Source organism: Thalassovita taeanensis (genome assembly GCF_900110775.1).
Lineage (GTDB): Bacteria > Pseudomonadota > Alphaproteobacteria > Rhodobacterales > Rhodobacteraceae > Litorimicrobium > Litorimicrobium taeanense.
The window spans coordinates 60,241-74,624 of sequence record NZ_FOEP01000005.1; the positions used below are offsets into that span (position 1 = coordinate 60,241).

The 14,384-nt window shown below is 61.2% G+C and carries 15 protein-coding genes; 10 read left to right on the plus strand and 5 right to left on the minus strand.

Annotated elements, in window-relative coordinates:
* The first annotated feature begins 25 nt into the window (after window positions 1–25).
* The 5 genes from BSF79_RS08765 to BSF79_RS08785 all read left to right on the plus strand — a co-directional run bounded on the left by BSF79_RS08765 (window position 26) and on the right by BSF79_RS08785 (window position 3,340).
* Window positions 26–643 carry a VOC family protein gene (locus BSF79_RS08765; RefSeq protein WP_090269525.1) on the plus strand — a complete coding sequence of 206 codons (618 nt, stop codon included), beginning with the start codon at window positions 26–28 and terminating at the stop codon, window positions 641–643.
* Window positions 640–1,128 carry a GNAT family N-acetyltransferase gene (locus BSF79_RS08770; protein WP_090269526.1) on the plus strand — a complete coding sequence of 163 codons (489 nt, stop codon included), beginning with the start codon at window positions 640–642 and terminating at the stop codon, window positions 1,126–1,128. Before BSF79_RS08765 ends, BSF79_RS08770 begins: the two co-directional genes overlap by 4 nt.
* 63 nt (window positions 1,129–1,191) lie before the next feature.
* Window positions 1,192–1,875, plus strand: a complete 684-nt coding sequence (locus BSF79_RS08775; RefSeq protein WP_139246408.1) for a molecular chaperone DjiA — start codon at window positions 1,192–1,194, stop codon at window positions 1,873–1,875.
* Window positions 1,875–2,903, plus strand: a complete 1,029-nt coding sequence (locus tag BSF79_RS08780) for an endonuclease/exonuclease/phosphatase family protein (RefSeq protein WP_090269527.1) — start codon at window positions 1,875–1,877, stop codon at window positions 2,901–2,903. The genes BSF79_RS08775 and BSF79_RS08780 overlap by 1 nt, the downstream gene beginning before the upstream one ends.
* Window positions 2,904–2,965: 62 nt before the next feature.
* Window positions 2,966–3,340 (plus strand): hypothetical protein, encoded by a 375-nt coding sequence (locus BSF79_RS08785; protein WP_090269528.1) that lies wholly within the window; start codon window positions 2,966–2,968, stop codon window positions 3,338–3,340.
* Here the strand turns inward: BSF79_RS08785 and BSF79_RS08790 are convergent, their stop codons facing one another.
* Genes BSF79_RS08790 through BSF79_RS08805 form a run of 4 tightly spaced genes read right to left on the minus strand, consistent with a single transcriptional unit; the run spans window position 3,341 to window position 8,930 of the window.
* Window positions 3,341–4,885 (minus strand): Ppx/GppA family phosphatase, encoded by a 1,545-nt coding sequence (locus tag BSF79_RS08790; RefSeq protein WP_090269529.1) that lies wholly within the window; start codon window positions 4,883–4,885, stop codon window positions 3,341–3,343.
* Window positions 4,886–4,937: 52 nt separating this feature from the next.
* A complete protein-coding gene (locus BSF79_RS08795; RefSeq protein WP_090269530.1) occupies window positions 4,938–7,112 on the minus strand; it encodes an RNA degradosome polyphosphate kinase in 2,175 nt (724 codons plus the stop codon).
* A gap of 49 nt (window positions 7,113–7,161) precedes the next feature.
* A complete protein-coding gene (locus BSF79_RS08800) occupies window positions 7,162–7,863 on the minus strand; it encodes an HdaA/DnaA family protein (RefSeq protein WP_090269696.1) in 702 nt (233 codons plus the stop codon).
* On the minus strand, window positions 7,863–8,930 hold the full coding sequence (locus tag BSF79_RS08805) for an AI-2E family transporter (protein ID WP_090269531.1): 1,068 nt from the start codon (window positions 8,928–8,930) through the stop codon (window positions 7,863–7,865). Before BSF79_RS08805 ends, BSF79_RS08800 begins: the two co-directional genes overlap by 1 nt.
* Before the next feature lie 173 nt (window positions 8,931–9,103).
* Here BSF79_RS08805 and proS point away from each other — a divergent pair, with 173 nt between their 5' ends.
* From proS to BSF79_RS08825, 4 genes are all read left to right on the plus strand, one after another.
* The gene (gene proS, locus BSF79_RS08810; protein WP_090269532.1) at window positions 9,104–10,441 is read left to right on the plus strand and encodes a proline--tRNA ligase; all 1,338 of its coding nucleotides are present in this window, start codon (window positions 9,104–9,106) and stop codon (window positions 10,439–10,441) included.
* 300 nt (window positions 10,442–10,741) lie between these two features.
* A complete protein-coding gene (locus BSF79_RS08815; protein ID WP_090269533.1) occupies window positions 10,742–11,242 on the plus strand; it encodes a DUF2937 family protein in 501 nt (166 codons plus the stop codon).
* A 53-nt stretch (window positions 11,243–11,295) separates the two neighbouring features.
* Window positions 11,296–12,585 carry a lipoprotein-releasing ABC transporter permease subunit gene (locus BSF79_RS08820; RefSeq protein WP_090269534.1) on the plus strand — a complete coding sequence of 430 codons (1,290 nt, stop codon included), beginning with the start codon at window positions 11,296–11,298 and terminating at the stop codon, window positions 12,583–12,585.
* The gene (locus BSF79_RS08825) at window positions 12,578–13,261 is read left to right on the plus strand and encodes an ABC transporter ATP-binding protein (protein WP_090269535.1); all 684 of its coding nucleotides are present in this window, start codon (window positions 12,578–12,580) and stop codon (window positions 13,259–13,261) included. The genes BSF79_RS08820 and BSF79_RS08825 overlap by 8 nt, the downstream gene beginning before the upstream one ends.
* Here the strand turns inward: BSF79_RS08825 and BSF79_RS08830 are convergent, their stop codons facing one another.
* A complete protein-coding gene (locus tag BSF79_RS08830) occupies window positions 13,262–13,705 on the minus strand; it encodes a DMT family transporter (RefSeq protein ID WP_090269697.1) in 444 nt (147 codons plus the stop codon).
* A gap of 229 nt (window positions 13,706–13,934) precedes the next feature.
* Between BSF79_RS08830 and BSF79_RS08835 the strand changes: the two genes are divergently transcribed.
* A complete protein-coding gene (locus tag BSF79_RS08835; protein WP_090269698.1) occupies window positions 13,935–14,351 on the plus strand; it encodes a c-type cytochrome in 417 nt (138 codons plus the stop codon).
* The last annotated feature ends 33 nt before the right edge of the window (window positions 14,352–14,384 follow it).

The window sequence follows — 14,384 nt, forward strand, 5'->3', positions numbered from 1 at the left end:
CGGAAACTGGGGAGGCGTGTGCGGAATGTTGTTTCTTGATCACATTGCAGTTGCGGCTGGAACGCTGGAACAGGGCTGTGCCTTTGTCGAGCGCACGCTTGGCGTGACTGTGCAGCCGGGCGGGCAGCATCCGCGTTTTGCCACACATAACGCCTTACTCGGGCTGGAAGACGGCCTGTACCTCGAGGTGATCGCGATCGACCCCGACGCCCCTGCGCCTGAGGATGCCCGCTGGTTCGATCTGGATCGGTTCGAAGGCGCGCCGCGCCTGCACAACTGGATTTGCCGCACCGACGATATGACGCGCGCGCTGGCGCAGATGCCCGCAAGGGCGGGGCGCCCGGTGGCGCTCAGCCGGGGGGATCTGCGCTGGCAGATGGCCGTGCCGGAGAATGGGCAGCTCCCCTACGATGAGATGTGCCCGGCGCTGATCGAATGGCAGGGGGCTGCGCATCCGGCGGCACGGCTGACCCCGTCGGGCCTGCGGTTGGACAGGCTGGTGATCTCCCACCCTGACGCCCCGGCGCTGGAGGCGGCCCTGTCGGGGCTGCTGCGCGACCCGCGTCTGGTTTTTGAGCCGTCCGAATTGCCGGGCCTGCGCGCCGATTTTCTGACCCCCAACGGCCCAAGGAGTCTGACATGAGCATACGTGCCGCAACACCTGCCGATGCCCCTCGCATCGCGGAAATCTGGAACCATGTGATCCGCACAAGCGCCGCGACCTTCAGCAATCTGGAAAAAACACCAGAGGGGCTGGCGCAGGACTTTGCCGACAAGGCGGCGGATGGAAAGACGTTTCTTGTCGCCGAAATCGACGGGCAAGTCGTTGGCTTCGCCACCTACTTCCAGTTTCGCGGTGGCCCCGGCTATGCCAAGACAATGGAGCACACGGTCATTCTGGCCCCTCGCGCGCACGGTCGCGGTTTGGGCCGGGCTTTGATGGCCGGGATCGAGGAGCACGCCCGCGCGGGCGGGGCGCATTCGATTTTCGCCGGTGTCAGCGCCGAGAACGAGGCGGGCGTGGCCTTTCACGCGGCGGTTGGCTATGCCGAGGTGGCGCGACTGTCCGAGGTGGGGTTCAAATTCGGGCGCTGGATGGATCTGGTGCTGATGCAGAAAATGCTCTGAATTTCTGGTGATATCCCGGTTTGTCGCAATGACAGGCGATGCCCGGCGCGGTAGGGTGCGCGTATGTCGATCTGGATCCGCATATCAGAAGTTTTGGCGGCGCTGACCTCGGGCGAGGCGCTGAGCAGCCTGTTTGATCGGTTGCGTACGCCGCCCGAGCGCAGCGTGGCCTTTACCATTGCCGTGATCGCGCTGAGCGCGAAGATGGCCAAGGCCGATGGTCTGGTCACGCGTGACGAGGTGACGGCGATCCGCGAGGTGTTTCAGATCGCGCGCGAGGATGAAGCGGGGGCTGCACGGGTGTTCAATCTGGCCCGGCAGGACGTCGCCGGGTTCGAGGATTACGCCCGCCGCATCCGGGCGATGTTTCGTGGCGAACAGGAATGCCTGTGCGACCTGATGGAGGGGCTGTTCCATGTCGCGATGGCCGATGGCACATACCATCCGGCCGAGGACGCGTTCCTGCATCGGGTAGCCGAGATCTTTGGTGTCCCCGAGGCCGAATTTCGCGGCCTGCGCAGCCGATTTGTCCCCGATGCCGTGCCGGACCCTTACTCGGTGTTGGGGGTGTCTGCGGATGCCGAACTACACGAGGTGCGCAAGGCCTGGAAACGTATGGTGCGCGATACGCACCCCGATGCGATGCTGGCGCGCGGCGTCCCGCAAGAGGCGGTGAAGCTGGCCGAACGGCGGATGATCGACATCAACCGCGCGTGGGAAGACATCAGCGCAGGCCGAAGCGACTGATGCGGATCGCCACCTATAACGTCGAATGGTTCAACAATCTGTTCGATGACGCGGGGCTGCCGCAAGACGATAGCGGATGGTCCGGGCGGCAGGATGTGACCCGCAATCAGCAGCTGACAGCGCTGGGGATCGTGTTTTCGGCATTGAATGCGGATGCGGTGATGGTGATCGAAGCGCCGGATCACAACGGCAAACGCGCCACCGTGCCCGCATTGGAAAATTTCGCGCGTATGTTCGATCTGCGGGTCAAAAAGGCTCTGGTCGGGTTTCAGAATCATACCCAGCAGGAAATTGCGCTGATGTATGACCCCTATGTTCTGGACGCGCGGCATGATCCGGTGGGCGACCCGACCGGCAAGAAGGGCTCGGTCGACGCGCCGCGATTTGACAGTGTGTTTCGGATCGACCTGGACGTGGACGCGACCGAGGATCTGGTGAGCTTTTCCAAACCGCCGCTCGAGGTCGCGCTGCGCACGATGCACGGGAGCGAATTTCGCATGATCGGTGCGCATCTGAAATCCAAGGCACCGCATGGTGCGCGCACGCGTGACGCTATCATGCGGGCCGCGATCGCCAACCGGCGCAAGCAGTTGGCACAGGCGATCTGGCTGCGCCGCCGGGTCGAGGGGCATCTGGAGGCAGGCGACCCGCTGATTGTTCTGGGGGATCTGAACGACGGTCCCGGTCTGGATGAATATGAATATCTGTTCGGGCGCTCGTCGGTCGAGATCGTGATGGGCGAAGAAGGCGAGCTGTGCCTGTTCGACCCGCATGCCCGGCGCGCCGTGCAAAGCCGATTGGCGGCCCTGCCCAGCACCGCGCGGTTTTTCATGGCTCAGGAAAACCGCTATCTTCAGGCATTGCTGGACTACATCATGATCTCGCCCGACCTTCGCGCTAAAAAACCGGCCTGGCGTATCTGGCATCCGTTTGACGATGCGAGATGCTTTGCGGTGCCGGAATTGCGCGAGGCGCTGCTGATGGCCTCGGATCATTTTCCGGTGACGCTGGATATTGATTTGGCCTAGGGCTCCGGGCAGAATTCTGGTCAGCCTCTAAAAATGTCGTAAACCCGAATTATATTGAAGCCATGAAACAGATTATGCTTGCCTCAGTGATTGCTGCTTGTGTTGTTGCTTCGCCCCTACGGGCCGAAGAGGCAGAGGATGGGATGTCGCTGATGGAGCAGGGCGCGCGGCTGTTTTTTCGCGGGTTGAGCGAAGAAATCGAACCCGCGATCGAGGATCTGCGCGACCTTTCAGAACAGATGGAACCCGCATTGCGCGAGTTCGCCCAGACGATGGGCCCCGCGCTGAAAGAGCTGATGGAAAAGGTGGGCGATATCAACATGTATCACCCCCCCGAGATGCTGCCCAATGGCGACATCATCCTGCGCCGCAAAGACGACCCCCTGCCGCCGCCCGAGCCCCCCGCCGAAAGCGCCCCCGGCGAGGTGGAGCTTTAACTAGCGTTTCACCCTGATCTCGGTTTGCGCGTCAAGCGATGATGCAAGCGACTGGAACCGGGCTTGTGCAACCTCGCCAAACAGCGGCTCTGATTGCGGGGTCAGCAGCAGGTGCAGCTGCTTTTTCTTCGGGAACCAACGCATTTCGCCCATCGGCTGCTCTTTTTGCGGCCACAGCATGGCGCCAAACCGCATCGCTTTTCCCAGCACCGCCGCTTGCTTCAACGATTTGTCGTCCAGCAGGCTGAACATCGGTTCAAACCGTGTGCCTTCGCGCGAATTCTTATAGCGGTGCATCAGCGCCAGCCCCAGAAACACTCGTTCTGAATGCTTCAGCCCGCCCAGATTGGACCGCGTGGCATTGTCGAAACAAACCTCGGCGCGGTAATCGGGATGCGCGCGCCAGCTGACATCATGCAGCAGGCAGGCCGCCTTGATCAGGCGCTTGCGGTCCAGCGGCGCGGCATTGAACAGCGGCAAAATGAAGTTGTACAGCATCAGGCCAAAGCCGGGCAGGCGGGCGTCCTTGGCCTCGGCGAAATAGGCCGCTTCGATCAGCGGGTCACGGTCGCGCAATTTTTGCGGCATTTGCTCATAAAGCAGCCCTTCGCGGATGCCATAGCTGGAGATCGCAATATCGTGCGGGTGGATGGTCCTGACCACTTCCTTCAGCACTTCCGCGGCCAACGGCACCAGCGCCATCCGCGCCGAGGACACACCACAGCGCGCGCGCAACTGGTCGGGGTCATTTTCGCCGATGTATTTCACCGTGGCGTTGATGGATTTTATCGTCATGCGGTATTCATGCAGCACATGCAGCGGATACCGCCGTCGCTCCATGTCGATGCGGGCAATGGCGCGCCACGAACCGCCCACCAGAAACAGCCGGTTTCGCTGCGTGCCCATGGTCTTTTCCATCCGGGCCATCACATTGCGGATATACTCCTTGCGGCCTTTTTTGCCGCCAGAAACCGAGCGCAGTTTCAAAGGCCCCAGATCCGACGTCATCCGCCGCCCGACATGCCCGCCCGCGATCTCGGCCAGCTCCATCGACGAGCCACCAATATCGCAGACCAACCCATACGACCCCGGCCAGCCCAGCAAAACGCCCTGCGCCGACAGGCGGGCCTCTTCTTCGCCATCAATGACCCAGATTTTCAGCCCGGTCTCGCGCATCACCTCGTCGCAAAACTCTTGCCCGTCATCGGCTTCGCGCACGGCGGCGGTGGCGACAGCTGTCAGCGGCGGAACACCCATGCCTGCGGCCAGATGCTGAAACCGGCGCAGCGCCGCCAGCGCGCGTTTGCGCCCTTCAGGGTTCAGCCGCCCGGTTTCCGACAGTCCCGCCCCCAACGCACACATGATCTTTTCGTTATAGAAATAGGCCGGGCTGCGCGCCGCGCCATCAAACACCACCAGCCGGACCGAGTTCGATCCGACATCAATCACGCCAACGCGCGACAATGCCCGCGCTGACGGGTCGTTGAACAAAGGGCGTCCGAATGGGCCCCAGTCCTGTGGCGCAGGGGCGCTTGTGTCGTCCATTTCGGTTTTCCTTCTGCTCCCCGGTCAAAATGCGCCAAGCTGGGGGTAAAGGTCAATCATCCGTGTGGGTCAGTTGCGGAACATCCTTAGCCCCGGCCGAGCCGCGCCCAGACAGCGAAGGGTTCTCCATAAAGAACCTGTGGCAATTAAACGCAAATTCGCCATCGACCCAGGTCGCGCGATCGAAATGGCCATCGGGTTTCATCACCCAGCTTTGCGCAACGTCAGCCAGGTTCGCGGCCATGATCTGACTGGTGATCTGGGCCTTGACCGTATCGTTCTTGATTTCAACCAGAGTTTCGATGCGGCGGTTCAGGTTGCGCCCCATCCAGTCGGCCGAGGAAATATAAACCCGCGATTTCTTGTGCGGCAACCCGTGACCATTGCCGAAACAGACGATACGCGAGTGTTCCAGAAACCGGCCAACGATGGATTTCACGCGGATATTGTCGCTCAGCCCTTTGATGCCGGGCCGCAGGCCACAGATGCCGCGGATGATCAGGCTGATCTTCACGCCGCCCTGACTGGCCTTATAAAGCCCGTCGATGATTTCGGGGTCGATCAGCGAATTCATCTTGGCCCAGATCTCGGCCGGGCGACCCGCGCGCGCGTGTTCGGCCTCGGCCTCGAAGCTGTCCAGCAGGCGCTGCTTCAACCCGCTGGGCGAGATGGCAAGATTTTCCAGCCCCTCGGGTTCGATATAGCCCGACAGAAAGTTGAACACTTTCGTCGCATCGCGCCCAAGCGCGGCGTCACAGGTGAAGAAAGACAGATCGGTGTAAATCCGCGCCGTGATCGGGTGATAGTTGCCCGTGCCGTAATGGGTATAGGTGACCAGCTGGTCGCCCTCGCGCCGTACCACGGTGGAAATCTTGGCGTGGGTTTTCCAGTCGACAAAACCGTAAACCACATGCGCGCCGGCACGTTCCAGACGGCGGGACTGGCGGATATTGGCGGCTTCGTCAAAGCGGGCTTTCAGCTCGACCAGCGCGGTGACGGATTTGCCCTCTTCGGCCGCCTCGCACAGGGCTTCGACAATCGGCGAGTTTTTCGAGGTGCGGTACAGCGTCTGTTTGATCGCGACCACATCGGGGTCGGCGGCCGCCTGTTTCAGAAACCGCACCACCATGTCAAAGGTCTCGTACGGGTGATGCAGCAGCATGTCTTTTTGCTGAATCGCGGCAAACATGTCGCCGTCATGGTCCTGAACCCGTTCGGGCACACGCGGGGTGAAATTGGGCCACAGCAGATCGGGACGGGCGTCGATCACCAACTCCTTGACGTCGGCGATGCCGATCATGCCGTTGACCTCGACCACCTCATCGCTGGTCACATGCAGCTCGCGCATGATCACGCTGATCAGCGCCTTGGGGGCATTGGCCGAAATTTTCATGCGCACGACTTCGCCACGGCGGCGGCGTTTCAGCGCGACCTCGAATTCGCGCACCAGATCCTCGGCCTCTTCCTCGACCTCCAGATCGCTGTCGCGCAGAACACGGAAGGCACAGTGCCCGGTGGCGGTATAGCCGGGGAACATCTGATCCAGATGCAGCAACAGCAGCTCTTCCAGCGGCAGGAAGCGGTGGGTTCCATTCACCGAGGGCAGGGCCACGAACCGGTCGATCTGCTGCGGGATTGGCAGCAGCGCCATCAGGCTGCGTTTTCCGCGGCGGCGTTCCAGTTGCAGCGCCAGCGAAAAGCCGGTGTTGGGGATGAACGGGAAGGGGTGCGCCGGGTCCACGGCCAGCGGCGACAAGACCGGAAACACCTTGTTCAGGAACACATCCAGCAGGAACGGTTTGTCTGCCTCGGGGACATTGCTGTGATCCAGCAAATGAATGTTTTCGTTCGACATTTCCTGACGCAGGCTGTCAAAGACCGCCTGCTGCGATTGCATCAGGTCGCGCGCATCTTCGTTGATCAGCACCAACTGCTCTGCGGGCGTTAGCCCGTCCTGCGCCGGCGTGGAGTTGCCGGCATGTGCCAGCTCGCGCAGGCCCGCCACACGCACGGTGTAAAACTCGTCCAGATTGGCGGCCGAGATCGACAGAAACCGCACCCGTTCCAGCAACGGAACGCGCATGTTCTTGGCCTCTTCCAGCACGCGCCAGTTGAAGCCCAGCCAGCTGAGTTCACGGTTATAGAAACGCCCGGGGCCTGTCAGGTCCAACTCGGGCAGCTCGATCGGGTCGGCAAACGGGGCCTTGAGGAAATCTGCTTGTGTCATGAGATGCTTATGTGTGTAACCTGTAACGCTATGGTGACAAAGTTTGCGCTTACTGGCCTGAATTGTCCAGCAAGTCGGGCAGCTCGCGCTGGCCCATGACCTCGGCGGCCAGTGCGCGGGTGACGGGGCGCTTCTGCGCCAGTGATTCGCGATCCAGCGCCGCAACCAGATCATGCGCGGCGGCAAACGAACGGTCCATGCGCGTCACCAGATAGGTGATCGTTTCCGGGCTGGGCGACAGCTGCCGATCCGCGAAAAGCTTCATCACCACCGCCGCCAGCAACCGGTCATCGGGCTGATCCAGCGTCACCGCCTGCGTGCCTTGCATCCGGCTGCTCAGGTCCGGCAGACCAAGCCCCCACAGCATTGCAGGCCGATCTGCGGTCAGCAGCAGCGAATGCCCCTCGGCCAGCACAAGGTTGTGCAGGTGAAACAGCGCCTCTTCGGCGGCGCGGTTGCGGGCGATGCCGGGAACGTCTTCGATGGCGATCGGGCCTTGCGCCAACGCGGGAATGTCGGCGCCTTCCAGATCGCAAGCGGGCATGATCCGCGCCCCCGAGGTGGCGGCCCAGACATGGGCAAGATGCGTCTTGCCCGCACCGCGCGGACCGATCAGCGCCAATTTGTTCCCGGCCCAGTTCGCCCAGCTTTCGATCAAGACAACGGACATGGCATTGGCGGGCGAGACAAAGAAATCCTCGCGCCCCAGTGCGGCGCGCACTGGCAAGTCGAAACTTAACTGTCGTGAAATCACTGGTCCTGCGTCTCCGACACGCCGCGATACAGGCGGCTGTCTTTATAGTGCTGGATCATGAACCGGGTCACAACGCCCAACGCTGCGGCAACGGGCACGGCGATCAGCATGCCGACAAAGCCGAACATCGTGCCGAATACCGACAACGCGAAGATCAGCCAAACCGGATGCAGCCCGACAGAACTGCCGACAAGCTTGGGGGTCAGAACATTGCCCTCAATCACCTGACCCAGAACAAAAATCCCCGCGACCAACCCCAGCGACAGCCATTCGCCCCAGAACTGAAACAAGCCCAGCCCGATGGCCAGCGCACCGCCGACGAAAGCCCCCACATAGGGGATAAACGTCAGCGCGCCGGCGACAAAGCCAACGATCAGCCCGAATTGCAGACCAATCAGCATCAGCGCCACGGCATAATACGTGCCCAAAATCAGGCAGACCGTGCCCATGCCTCGGATGAAACTGGCCAATGTCCGGTCAATCTCGCGGGCCAGATGACGGACCACCGGCGCGTGATCGCGCGGCAGCAGACCATCGACCTTGGCAACCATATTGTCCCAGTCATACAGCAGATAGAACGCCACAACCGGCACGATCACCAACAGCATCACGATATTGATGATCGACATCGCCGAACTGAACACGGTTTGCAGCAGCTCGCCGCCCTTGGCCTGAATGGTCTCGCCCACAGAGGCAAGCGACTGGTGCAGCGTCGTTGAGGTGTCCAGCAGGTCGGGGAAGCGCACGGTCAGAAACGTGCGCAGATCGTCAAACAGCTTGGGGGCAATATCGAACAGGGAAATCGCCTGCTCGACCAAGGTCGGAATGACCAACAGCGCCAGAATGATAAAAAGCAGCAGCGCCAGAATGGTGATGATCGCGGTCGCCACCGCGCGCGAGGCCCCCATACGCTCAAGCCGGTCCGCAACAGGATCCAGAAAATAGGCCACGGCCCCGCCCAGAACAAAAGGCAGGATCACGTCGCCCAGATACCACATGATGACCATGAACACCGCCGCCGCGATGCCCCAGTATTTCGCCTGTTCCTTGACGGGCAGTGCCATGCGTGCTCCTCGCGTTTCACGTTATATGTCGTCGCTCGGCGCGTTCAGATCAACCCCGTATTATCGCTCTGGCACGGTGATCCGGCGGGATCGCCCACAGTGTGGCTTGTCTGACCGCGCGACACCTTCTAAACCCCTGTGCAACCAATTCCATTGTCCCAAGGGGTCCGCCCATGCGTTTGTCGCGCTATTTCCTGCCCGTTCTCAAAGAAAACCCGTCCGAGGCGCAGATCGTCAGCCATCGGCTGATGCTGCGGGCCGGGATGATCAAGCAATCCAGCGCCGGGATCTATTCCTGGTTGCCGCTTGGCTTCAAGGTGCTGAAAAACATCGAAAACATCGTGCACGAAGAACAGGTGCGCGCTGGTCACATCCCGATGCTGATGCCGACCCTGCAATCGGCCGACCTGTGGCGCGAAAGCGGCCGTTACGATGATTACGGCGAGGAAATGCTGCGCATCACCGACCGGCATGGTCGCGACATGCTCTATGGTCCCACCAACGAAGAGCTGATCACCGACATCTTCCGCAGCCATGTCGGCAGCTACAAGGACCTGCCGCTGACCCTCTATCATATCCAGTGGAAATTCCGCGACGAGATCCGCCCGCGCTTTGGCGTGATGCGGGGCCGCGAGTTCTTGATGAAAGACGGCTATAACTTCGACATCGACTATGAAAACGCGATGCACGCCTATAACCGCCATATGGTCAGCTATCTGCGCAGCTATGAACGCATGGGCTTGCAGGCGATCCCGATGCGCGCCGATTCCGGCCCGATTGGCGGCGAGGATACGCATGAATTTCTGGTTCTGGCCGATACTGGCGAAAGCGAAGTCTTCTATGACAGCGCCATTCTGGATCTGAAAATCGGCGACCGGGTGGTGGATTTCGACAACTGGGACGATTGCGCCGCGATCTGCAAAGAGTGGACAACCCCCTATGCCCGCACGGATGAAACCCACGACGAGGCCGCATTCAACGCCATCCCCGAAGAACGCCGCCGCACCAGCCGGGGCATCGAAGTCGGTCAGATCTTCTATTTCGGCACCAAGTATTCCGAACCGATGGGCGCCACGGTGCAGAACTCCGAAGGCCAGAAAGTGCCGGTCCACATGGGCAGCCATGGCATCGGCGTCAGCCGTCTGCTGGGCGCGATCATCGAGGCCAGCCATGACGACAAGGGCATCATCTGGCCCGAAGGTGTCACGCCCTATCACTGCGGCATCGTCAACCTGAAGCAGGGCGACGCCGAGGCCGACGCGGCCTGCGAGGCGCTTTATGCCTCGCTCACGGCATTGGGGCTGGAACCGCTCTATGACGATCGCAACGAACGTGCGGGCGGCAAATTCGCCACCATGGACCTGATCGGCCTGCCTTGGCGCATCACGGTCGGCCCGCGCGGGTTGAAAAACGGCGTGGTCGAACTCACCAGCCGCCGCACCGGCGAAAGCGAAGAGCTGCCGCCAGAACAGGCCATCGAAAAAGTGGCACAGATCTACGCCAAGCGATAATGCCTCCTCCTCTGGCCGGGTTCGCCCCGGCCAGAGGATGCTGGCCGCAACGAGCCAATTCAGGCTCATCGGCTGGCCGTTTCACGCCCGCTTTTTCGGATATGCGTTGCGCAATGGGCTTCGCCTATGTGCATTTTTGTCGGAGATCATCGTGGAGCGCTGATTTCTGTGCGGAAAATTATAAGCATGCCTTGTGCATGGTTTGAGTATGCCAATCACATCGCGCAAAACCGCCGTCTGGCTTCTGTCGCGCACGGTTGATTTCTGCTAGCGTCGGGTAAAACTTGGGGCATTCAGAGCATGTTTCTACGGGCAGTGACTTTGGCAGGCGGGATCGCGGGCGCGGGGGCGTTTTCGCAGTTTCCCGAGTATTCTCAGCAGTATACCCAACGTCTTGGCGGCGCCGTCGATGAACTAAGCCGCGTGGTGCAGGACTTCGATGCCTCCGCCACCGCCGAAGGCCTCACCCGCGAGGACGCGCTGGAGCAGATGGTCGGCACAGCATTCGTCCAGCGCCGCCGCACCGATATGCAAAACCTCTTCGCCCGCCACAAATTCCTGTCTGAGGATCTGGAAGTCCTTGATAACGCAGGGCCTTTCACAAGGGCCTACCACGCCGGGAGGTTGCGCGACCCAGAGATCGCCGCGCGCGCCTGGGCGGCCTATCGTCCGGCGCTGCCGGTGACATTCGAGGGGGCCGTGTTCGGCGGTGTCGGCTTTCTTGCCGGACTGGCGGTGCTTGGGGCGGTTCTGGCGGTTTTGCGCTGGCCGTTCCGTTGGCGTAAACCGGCGGCGGCTTGACCTTGGCAAGGGGGCAGGGCACTGCTGAGCCAAACGAAATAAAGGGATTTGGGATGGCGGGCAGCACGGCACCTTTCGCACGGTTTGAATGGATGATCGCGTGGCGATACCTGCGCGCACGCCGGGCCGAAGGCGGTGTGTCGGTGATGACATGGATCAGCCTGATCGGCATCACGCTGGCGGTATTTGCGCTGATTGCGACGCTCGCCGTGCGCTCGGGGTTTCGGGCGGAATTCGTCGATACAATCCTAGGGGCGAATGCCCATGTGACGGTCTATAATATTGGCGTGGTGGATCCGGTGACGGGTAAAATCGACCGGACGCTGCCGGAATACGCCCAGATGGCCGAGCGTTTGCGGCACGTGTCCGGCGTCACGCGGGTGGCGCCTTTGGTCAAGGGGCAGGTCATGGCCAGCGCTGCGGGCCGCAATGCCGGAATCGAGGTGTTTGGCATCGCGCTGGAGGATATGAAAACCATCCCCCGGATCGCAGGTGGCGAAGACAGCTATGGTGATATTGACCGCCTGAACGAAGGCATTGCCATCGGCTCTGGCGTGGCGCGCGAACTGGGGGTTTCGATCGGCGACCGGATCAAGCTGATCAGCCCCAACGGCGTGAAAACCGCCTTCGGAACCAGCCCACGGGTGAAGGCCTATGAGGTGGTGTATGTGTTTAGCGCCGGGCGCTATGATATTGATCGGACACGGATTTACATGCCCTTCACCGAGGCGCAGCTGTATTTCAACCGCGAGGGCGTGGCGGATGAGCTGGAGGTCATGGTGACCGAGCCCGAGCACGTCGACGACATGACGCTGGCCTTGTTGCAGGCGGGCGGCGATCAGGCGCAGCTTTGGACGTGGCGCGATGCCAGTGGCGGGTTCCTGCGGGCGCTGGATATCGAGGACAACGTGATGTTCGTGATCCTATCGATCCTCGTTCTGATCGCGGCGATGAATATCGTCAGCGGCTTGATCATGTTGGTCAAGAACAAGGGCCGTGACATTGGCATTCTGCGCACGATGGGCCTGACCGAAGGGTCGGTTCTGCGGGTGTTTTTCATCTGTGGTGCTTTCACAGGGCTGATCGGCACGATTGCGGGGGTGGTGTTGGGCTGTCTGTTCGCGATCTACATCGATCCGATTTTTTCCTTCGTGAACTATGTCGCGGGTGGTGGGGTCTGGGATCCGTCGGTGCGTGGCATCTATAACCTGCCTGCCAAACTGCAATTTGGCGATGTGGCCTCGGCTGTGGCGTTGTCGCTGGGGCTGAGCCTGATCGTGACGATCTTTCCGGCCCGGCGCGCGGCACGGATGAACCCGGTGGAGGCGTTGCGCTATGAGTGATCCGGTGCTGGTGCTTGAGGGCATCAAGAAGACCTATAATCAAGGCAAACCCAATGCGGTTCAGGTACTCGACGGCATCAGCCTGAGTGTGGCGCGCGGCGAGGTCGTGGCACTGGTCGCGCCGTCGGGGGCGGGCAAGTCGACGCTGCTGCATATTGCGGGGCTGCTGGACACGCCTGACGCAGGCAAGGTGCGTATTTGCGGTTCCGAAATGGTCGGGCTGAGTGACCGCAAGCGCACGGCCGTGCGGCGGCAGGATGTGGGATTCATTTATCAGTTTCACCACCTTCTGCCCGAGTTCACAGCACTGGAAAACGTCATGCTACCGCAGCTGGCAAATGGTATTGCACGGGCAGAAGCGCAAACGCGCGCTTGTGACCTGCTGGTGCGGGTGGGCGTGGGGCCGCGCGCCGATCACCGCCCCGCGGCCCTCTCGGGTGGGGAACAGCAGCGCGTCGCGTTCTGCCGGGCGCTGGCAAACGAGCCGCGCCTGTTGCTGGCGGATGAACCTACTGGAAACCTTGATCCGGGCACATCCGAGCAGGTGTTTGGCACCCTGATGGAGCTGGTCCGCTCGACCGGGATGTCGGCGTTGATTGCGACCCACAACATGGAATTGGCCGCGCGGATGGACCGGGTTCTGCGGTTGGATAAAGGCGGGCTGAGCGCCGGATGATCAGGCTTTCTGAGCCATGAAAACTCCCGCAGCCATCAGCGCAATTCCAATGCTACGGTTCAGGCTGAGCGGGTTCAGGCGCGCGCCAAACAGTCCGTAGTGATCAATTATTGCGGCGCTGATCAGCTGCCCCAACAGCACAAAGAAAATTGCGTTTCCGACCCCGAAGCTTGGCGCCACGAAGGTGACCGCCAAAACATAAAAGGCAATAAACGCCCCGCCCAGAAGCAGGTGTTTGGGGGCGTGCACGGCCTTGGCAAGCGGTGCCGCGCCGTGGATCAGAACGGCCACAACGCTGATCGAAAGCGCCACCGTGAACAAGATCGTGGCCGCCGCCACGGGGGAGCCGATCTTTGTGCCCAAAGCGGCATTCAAGGCGGCCAGAATCGGAATGCCGATCCCCGCTGCCAGCATGGTCAGGGCATAGGCGGTGGTCGACGGCATGGCAGACAGTCCTTCATCAATGCGGCATTTGGTGCCGCCAGGTGGTTTGCGCTGCACCATGGCGTTTTGTTCCGGCTTTGTCACGCTGCTCAGTTATGCGGCGCTGGACTGCGTTGGGTATGGTGGGGTCGCTGAAACGGCCAGGCGATCGAACTGACACGGATCAAAGCCATGTTGAACTATTCGTGCAAGGCTGCATTCGAGGATCAGCGGAATGGGAGATGGCACAATGGTAAGAACGGTATTCAGTGCGGCGCTTTGTTCGATATTGGCCATACCGGTGGCCGCGCAGCAGATCGAGACCGCAGACGTTGTTGACGCAGGACGCAGGGTATATATGCAGCGCTGCGCCACCTGCCATGGGTTGGAGGCTGAGGGGAATGGGCCGATGGCTCCGGTTTTGTTGGTGCAACCGACGGCGTTGTCCCGGCTAGAGGCAGGAAATGGCGGAGTGTTCCCAATCGCGCGGGCGGTGGCGCGGATTGATGGGCGCGACCCTTTGGTCAGTCACGGCAGTGCGATGCCGGTCTATGGTGGTTTTTTTGAGGGCAATGATACGGCGCTCAAAACGCCCAGTGGTCAGCCTTTGTTGACCAGCCGCCCGATTGCCGATCTGATCACCTATCTGATATCAATTCAGCGCTGAGTATCTTGAGCAGCGGGAATGAAAGGGACCACG

What these genes read in the sequence shown, in the direction of transcription:
- BSF79_RS08765 (WP_090269525.1), top strand. Translation starts at nt 26, where the DNA reads ATGTTGTTTCTTGATCACATTGCAGTTGCGGCTGGAACGCTGGAACAG.
- BSF79_RS08770 (WP_090269526.1), top strand. Translation starts at nt 640, where the DNA reads ATGAGCATACGTGCCGCAACACCTGCCGATGCCCCTCGCATCGCGGAA.
- BSF79_RS08775 (WP_139246408.1), top strand. Translation starts at nt 1,192, where the DNA reads ATGTCGATCTGGATCCGCATATCAGAAGTTTTGGCGGCGCTGACCTCG.
- BSF79_RS08780 (WP_090269527.1), top strand. Translation starts at nt 1,875, where the DNA reads ATGCGGATCGCCACCTATAACGTCGAATGGTTCAACAATCTGTTCGAT.
- BSF79_RS08785 (WP_090269528.1), top strand. Translation starts at nt 2,966, where the DNA reads ATGAAACAGATTATGCTTGCCTCAGTGATTGCTGCTTGTGTTGTTGCT.
- BSF79_RS08790 (WP_090269529.1), bottom strand. Translation starts at nt 4,885, where the DNA reads ATGGACGACACAAGCGCCCCTGCGCCACAGGACTGGGGCCCATTCGGA.
- BSF79_RS08795 (WP_090269530.1), bottom strand. Translation starts at nt 7,112, where the DNA reads ATGACACAAGCAGATTTCCTCAAGGCCCCGTTTGCCGACCCGATCGAG.
- BSF79_RS08805 (WP_090269531.1), bottom strand. Translation starts at nt 8,930, where the DNA reads ATGGCACTGCCCGTCAAGGAACAGGCGAAATACTGGGGCATCGCGGCG.
- proS (WP_090269532.1), top strand. Translation starts at nt 9,104, where the DNA reads ATGCGTTTGTCGCGCTATTTCCTGCCCGTTCTCAAAGAAAACCCGTCC.
- BSF79_RS08815 (WP_090269533.1), top strand. Translation starts at nt 10,742, where the DNA reads ATGTTTCTACGGGCAGTGACTTTGGCAGGCGGGATCGCGGGCGCGGGG.
- BSF79_RS08820 (WP_090269534.1), top strand. Translation starts at nt 11,296, where the DNA reads ATGGCGGGCAGCACGGCACCTTTCGCACGGTTTGAATGGATGATCGCG.
- BSF79_RS08825 (WP_090269535.1), top strand. Translation starts at nt 12,578, where the DNA reads ATGAGTGATCCGGTGCTGGTGCTTGAGGGCATCAAGAAGACCTATAAT.
- BSF79_RS08830 (WP_090269697.1), bottom strand. Translation starts at nt 13,705, where the DNA reads ATGCCGTCGACCACCGCCTATGCCCTGACCATGCTGGCAGCGGGGATC.
- BSF79_RS08835 (WP_090269698.1), top strand. Translation starts at nt 13,935, where the DNA reads ATGGTAAGAACGGTATTCAGTGCGGCGCTTTGTTCGATATTGGCCATA.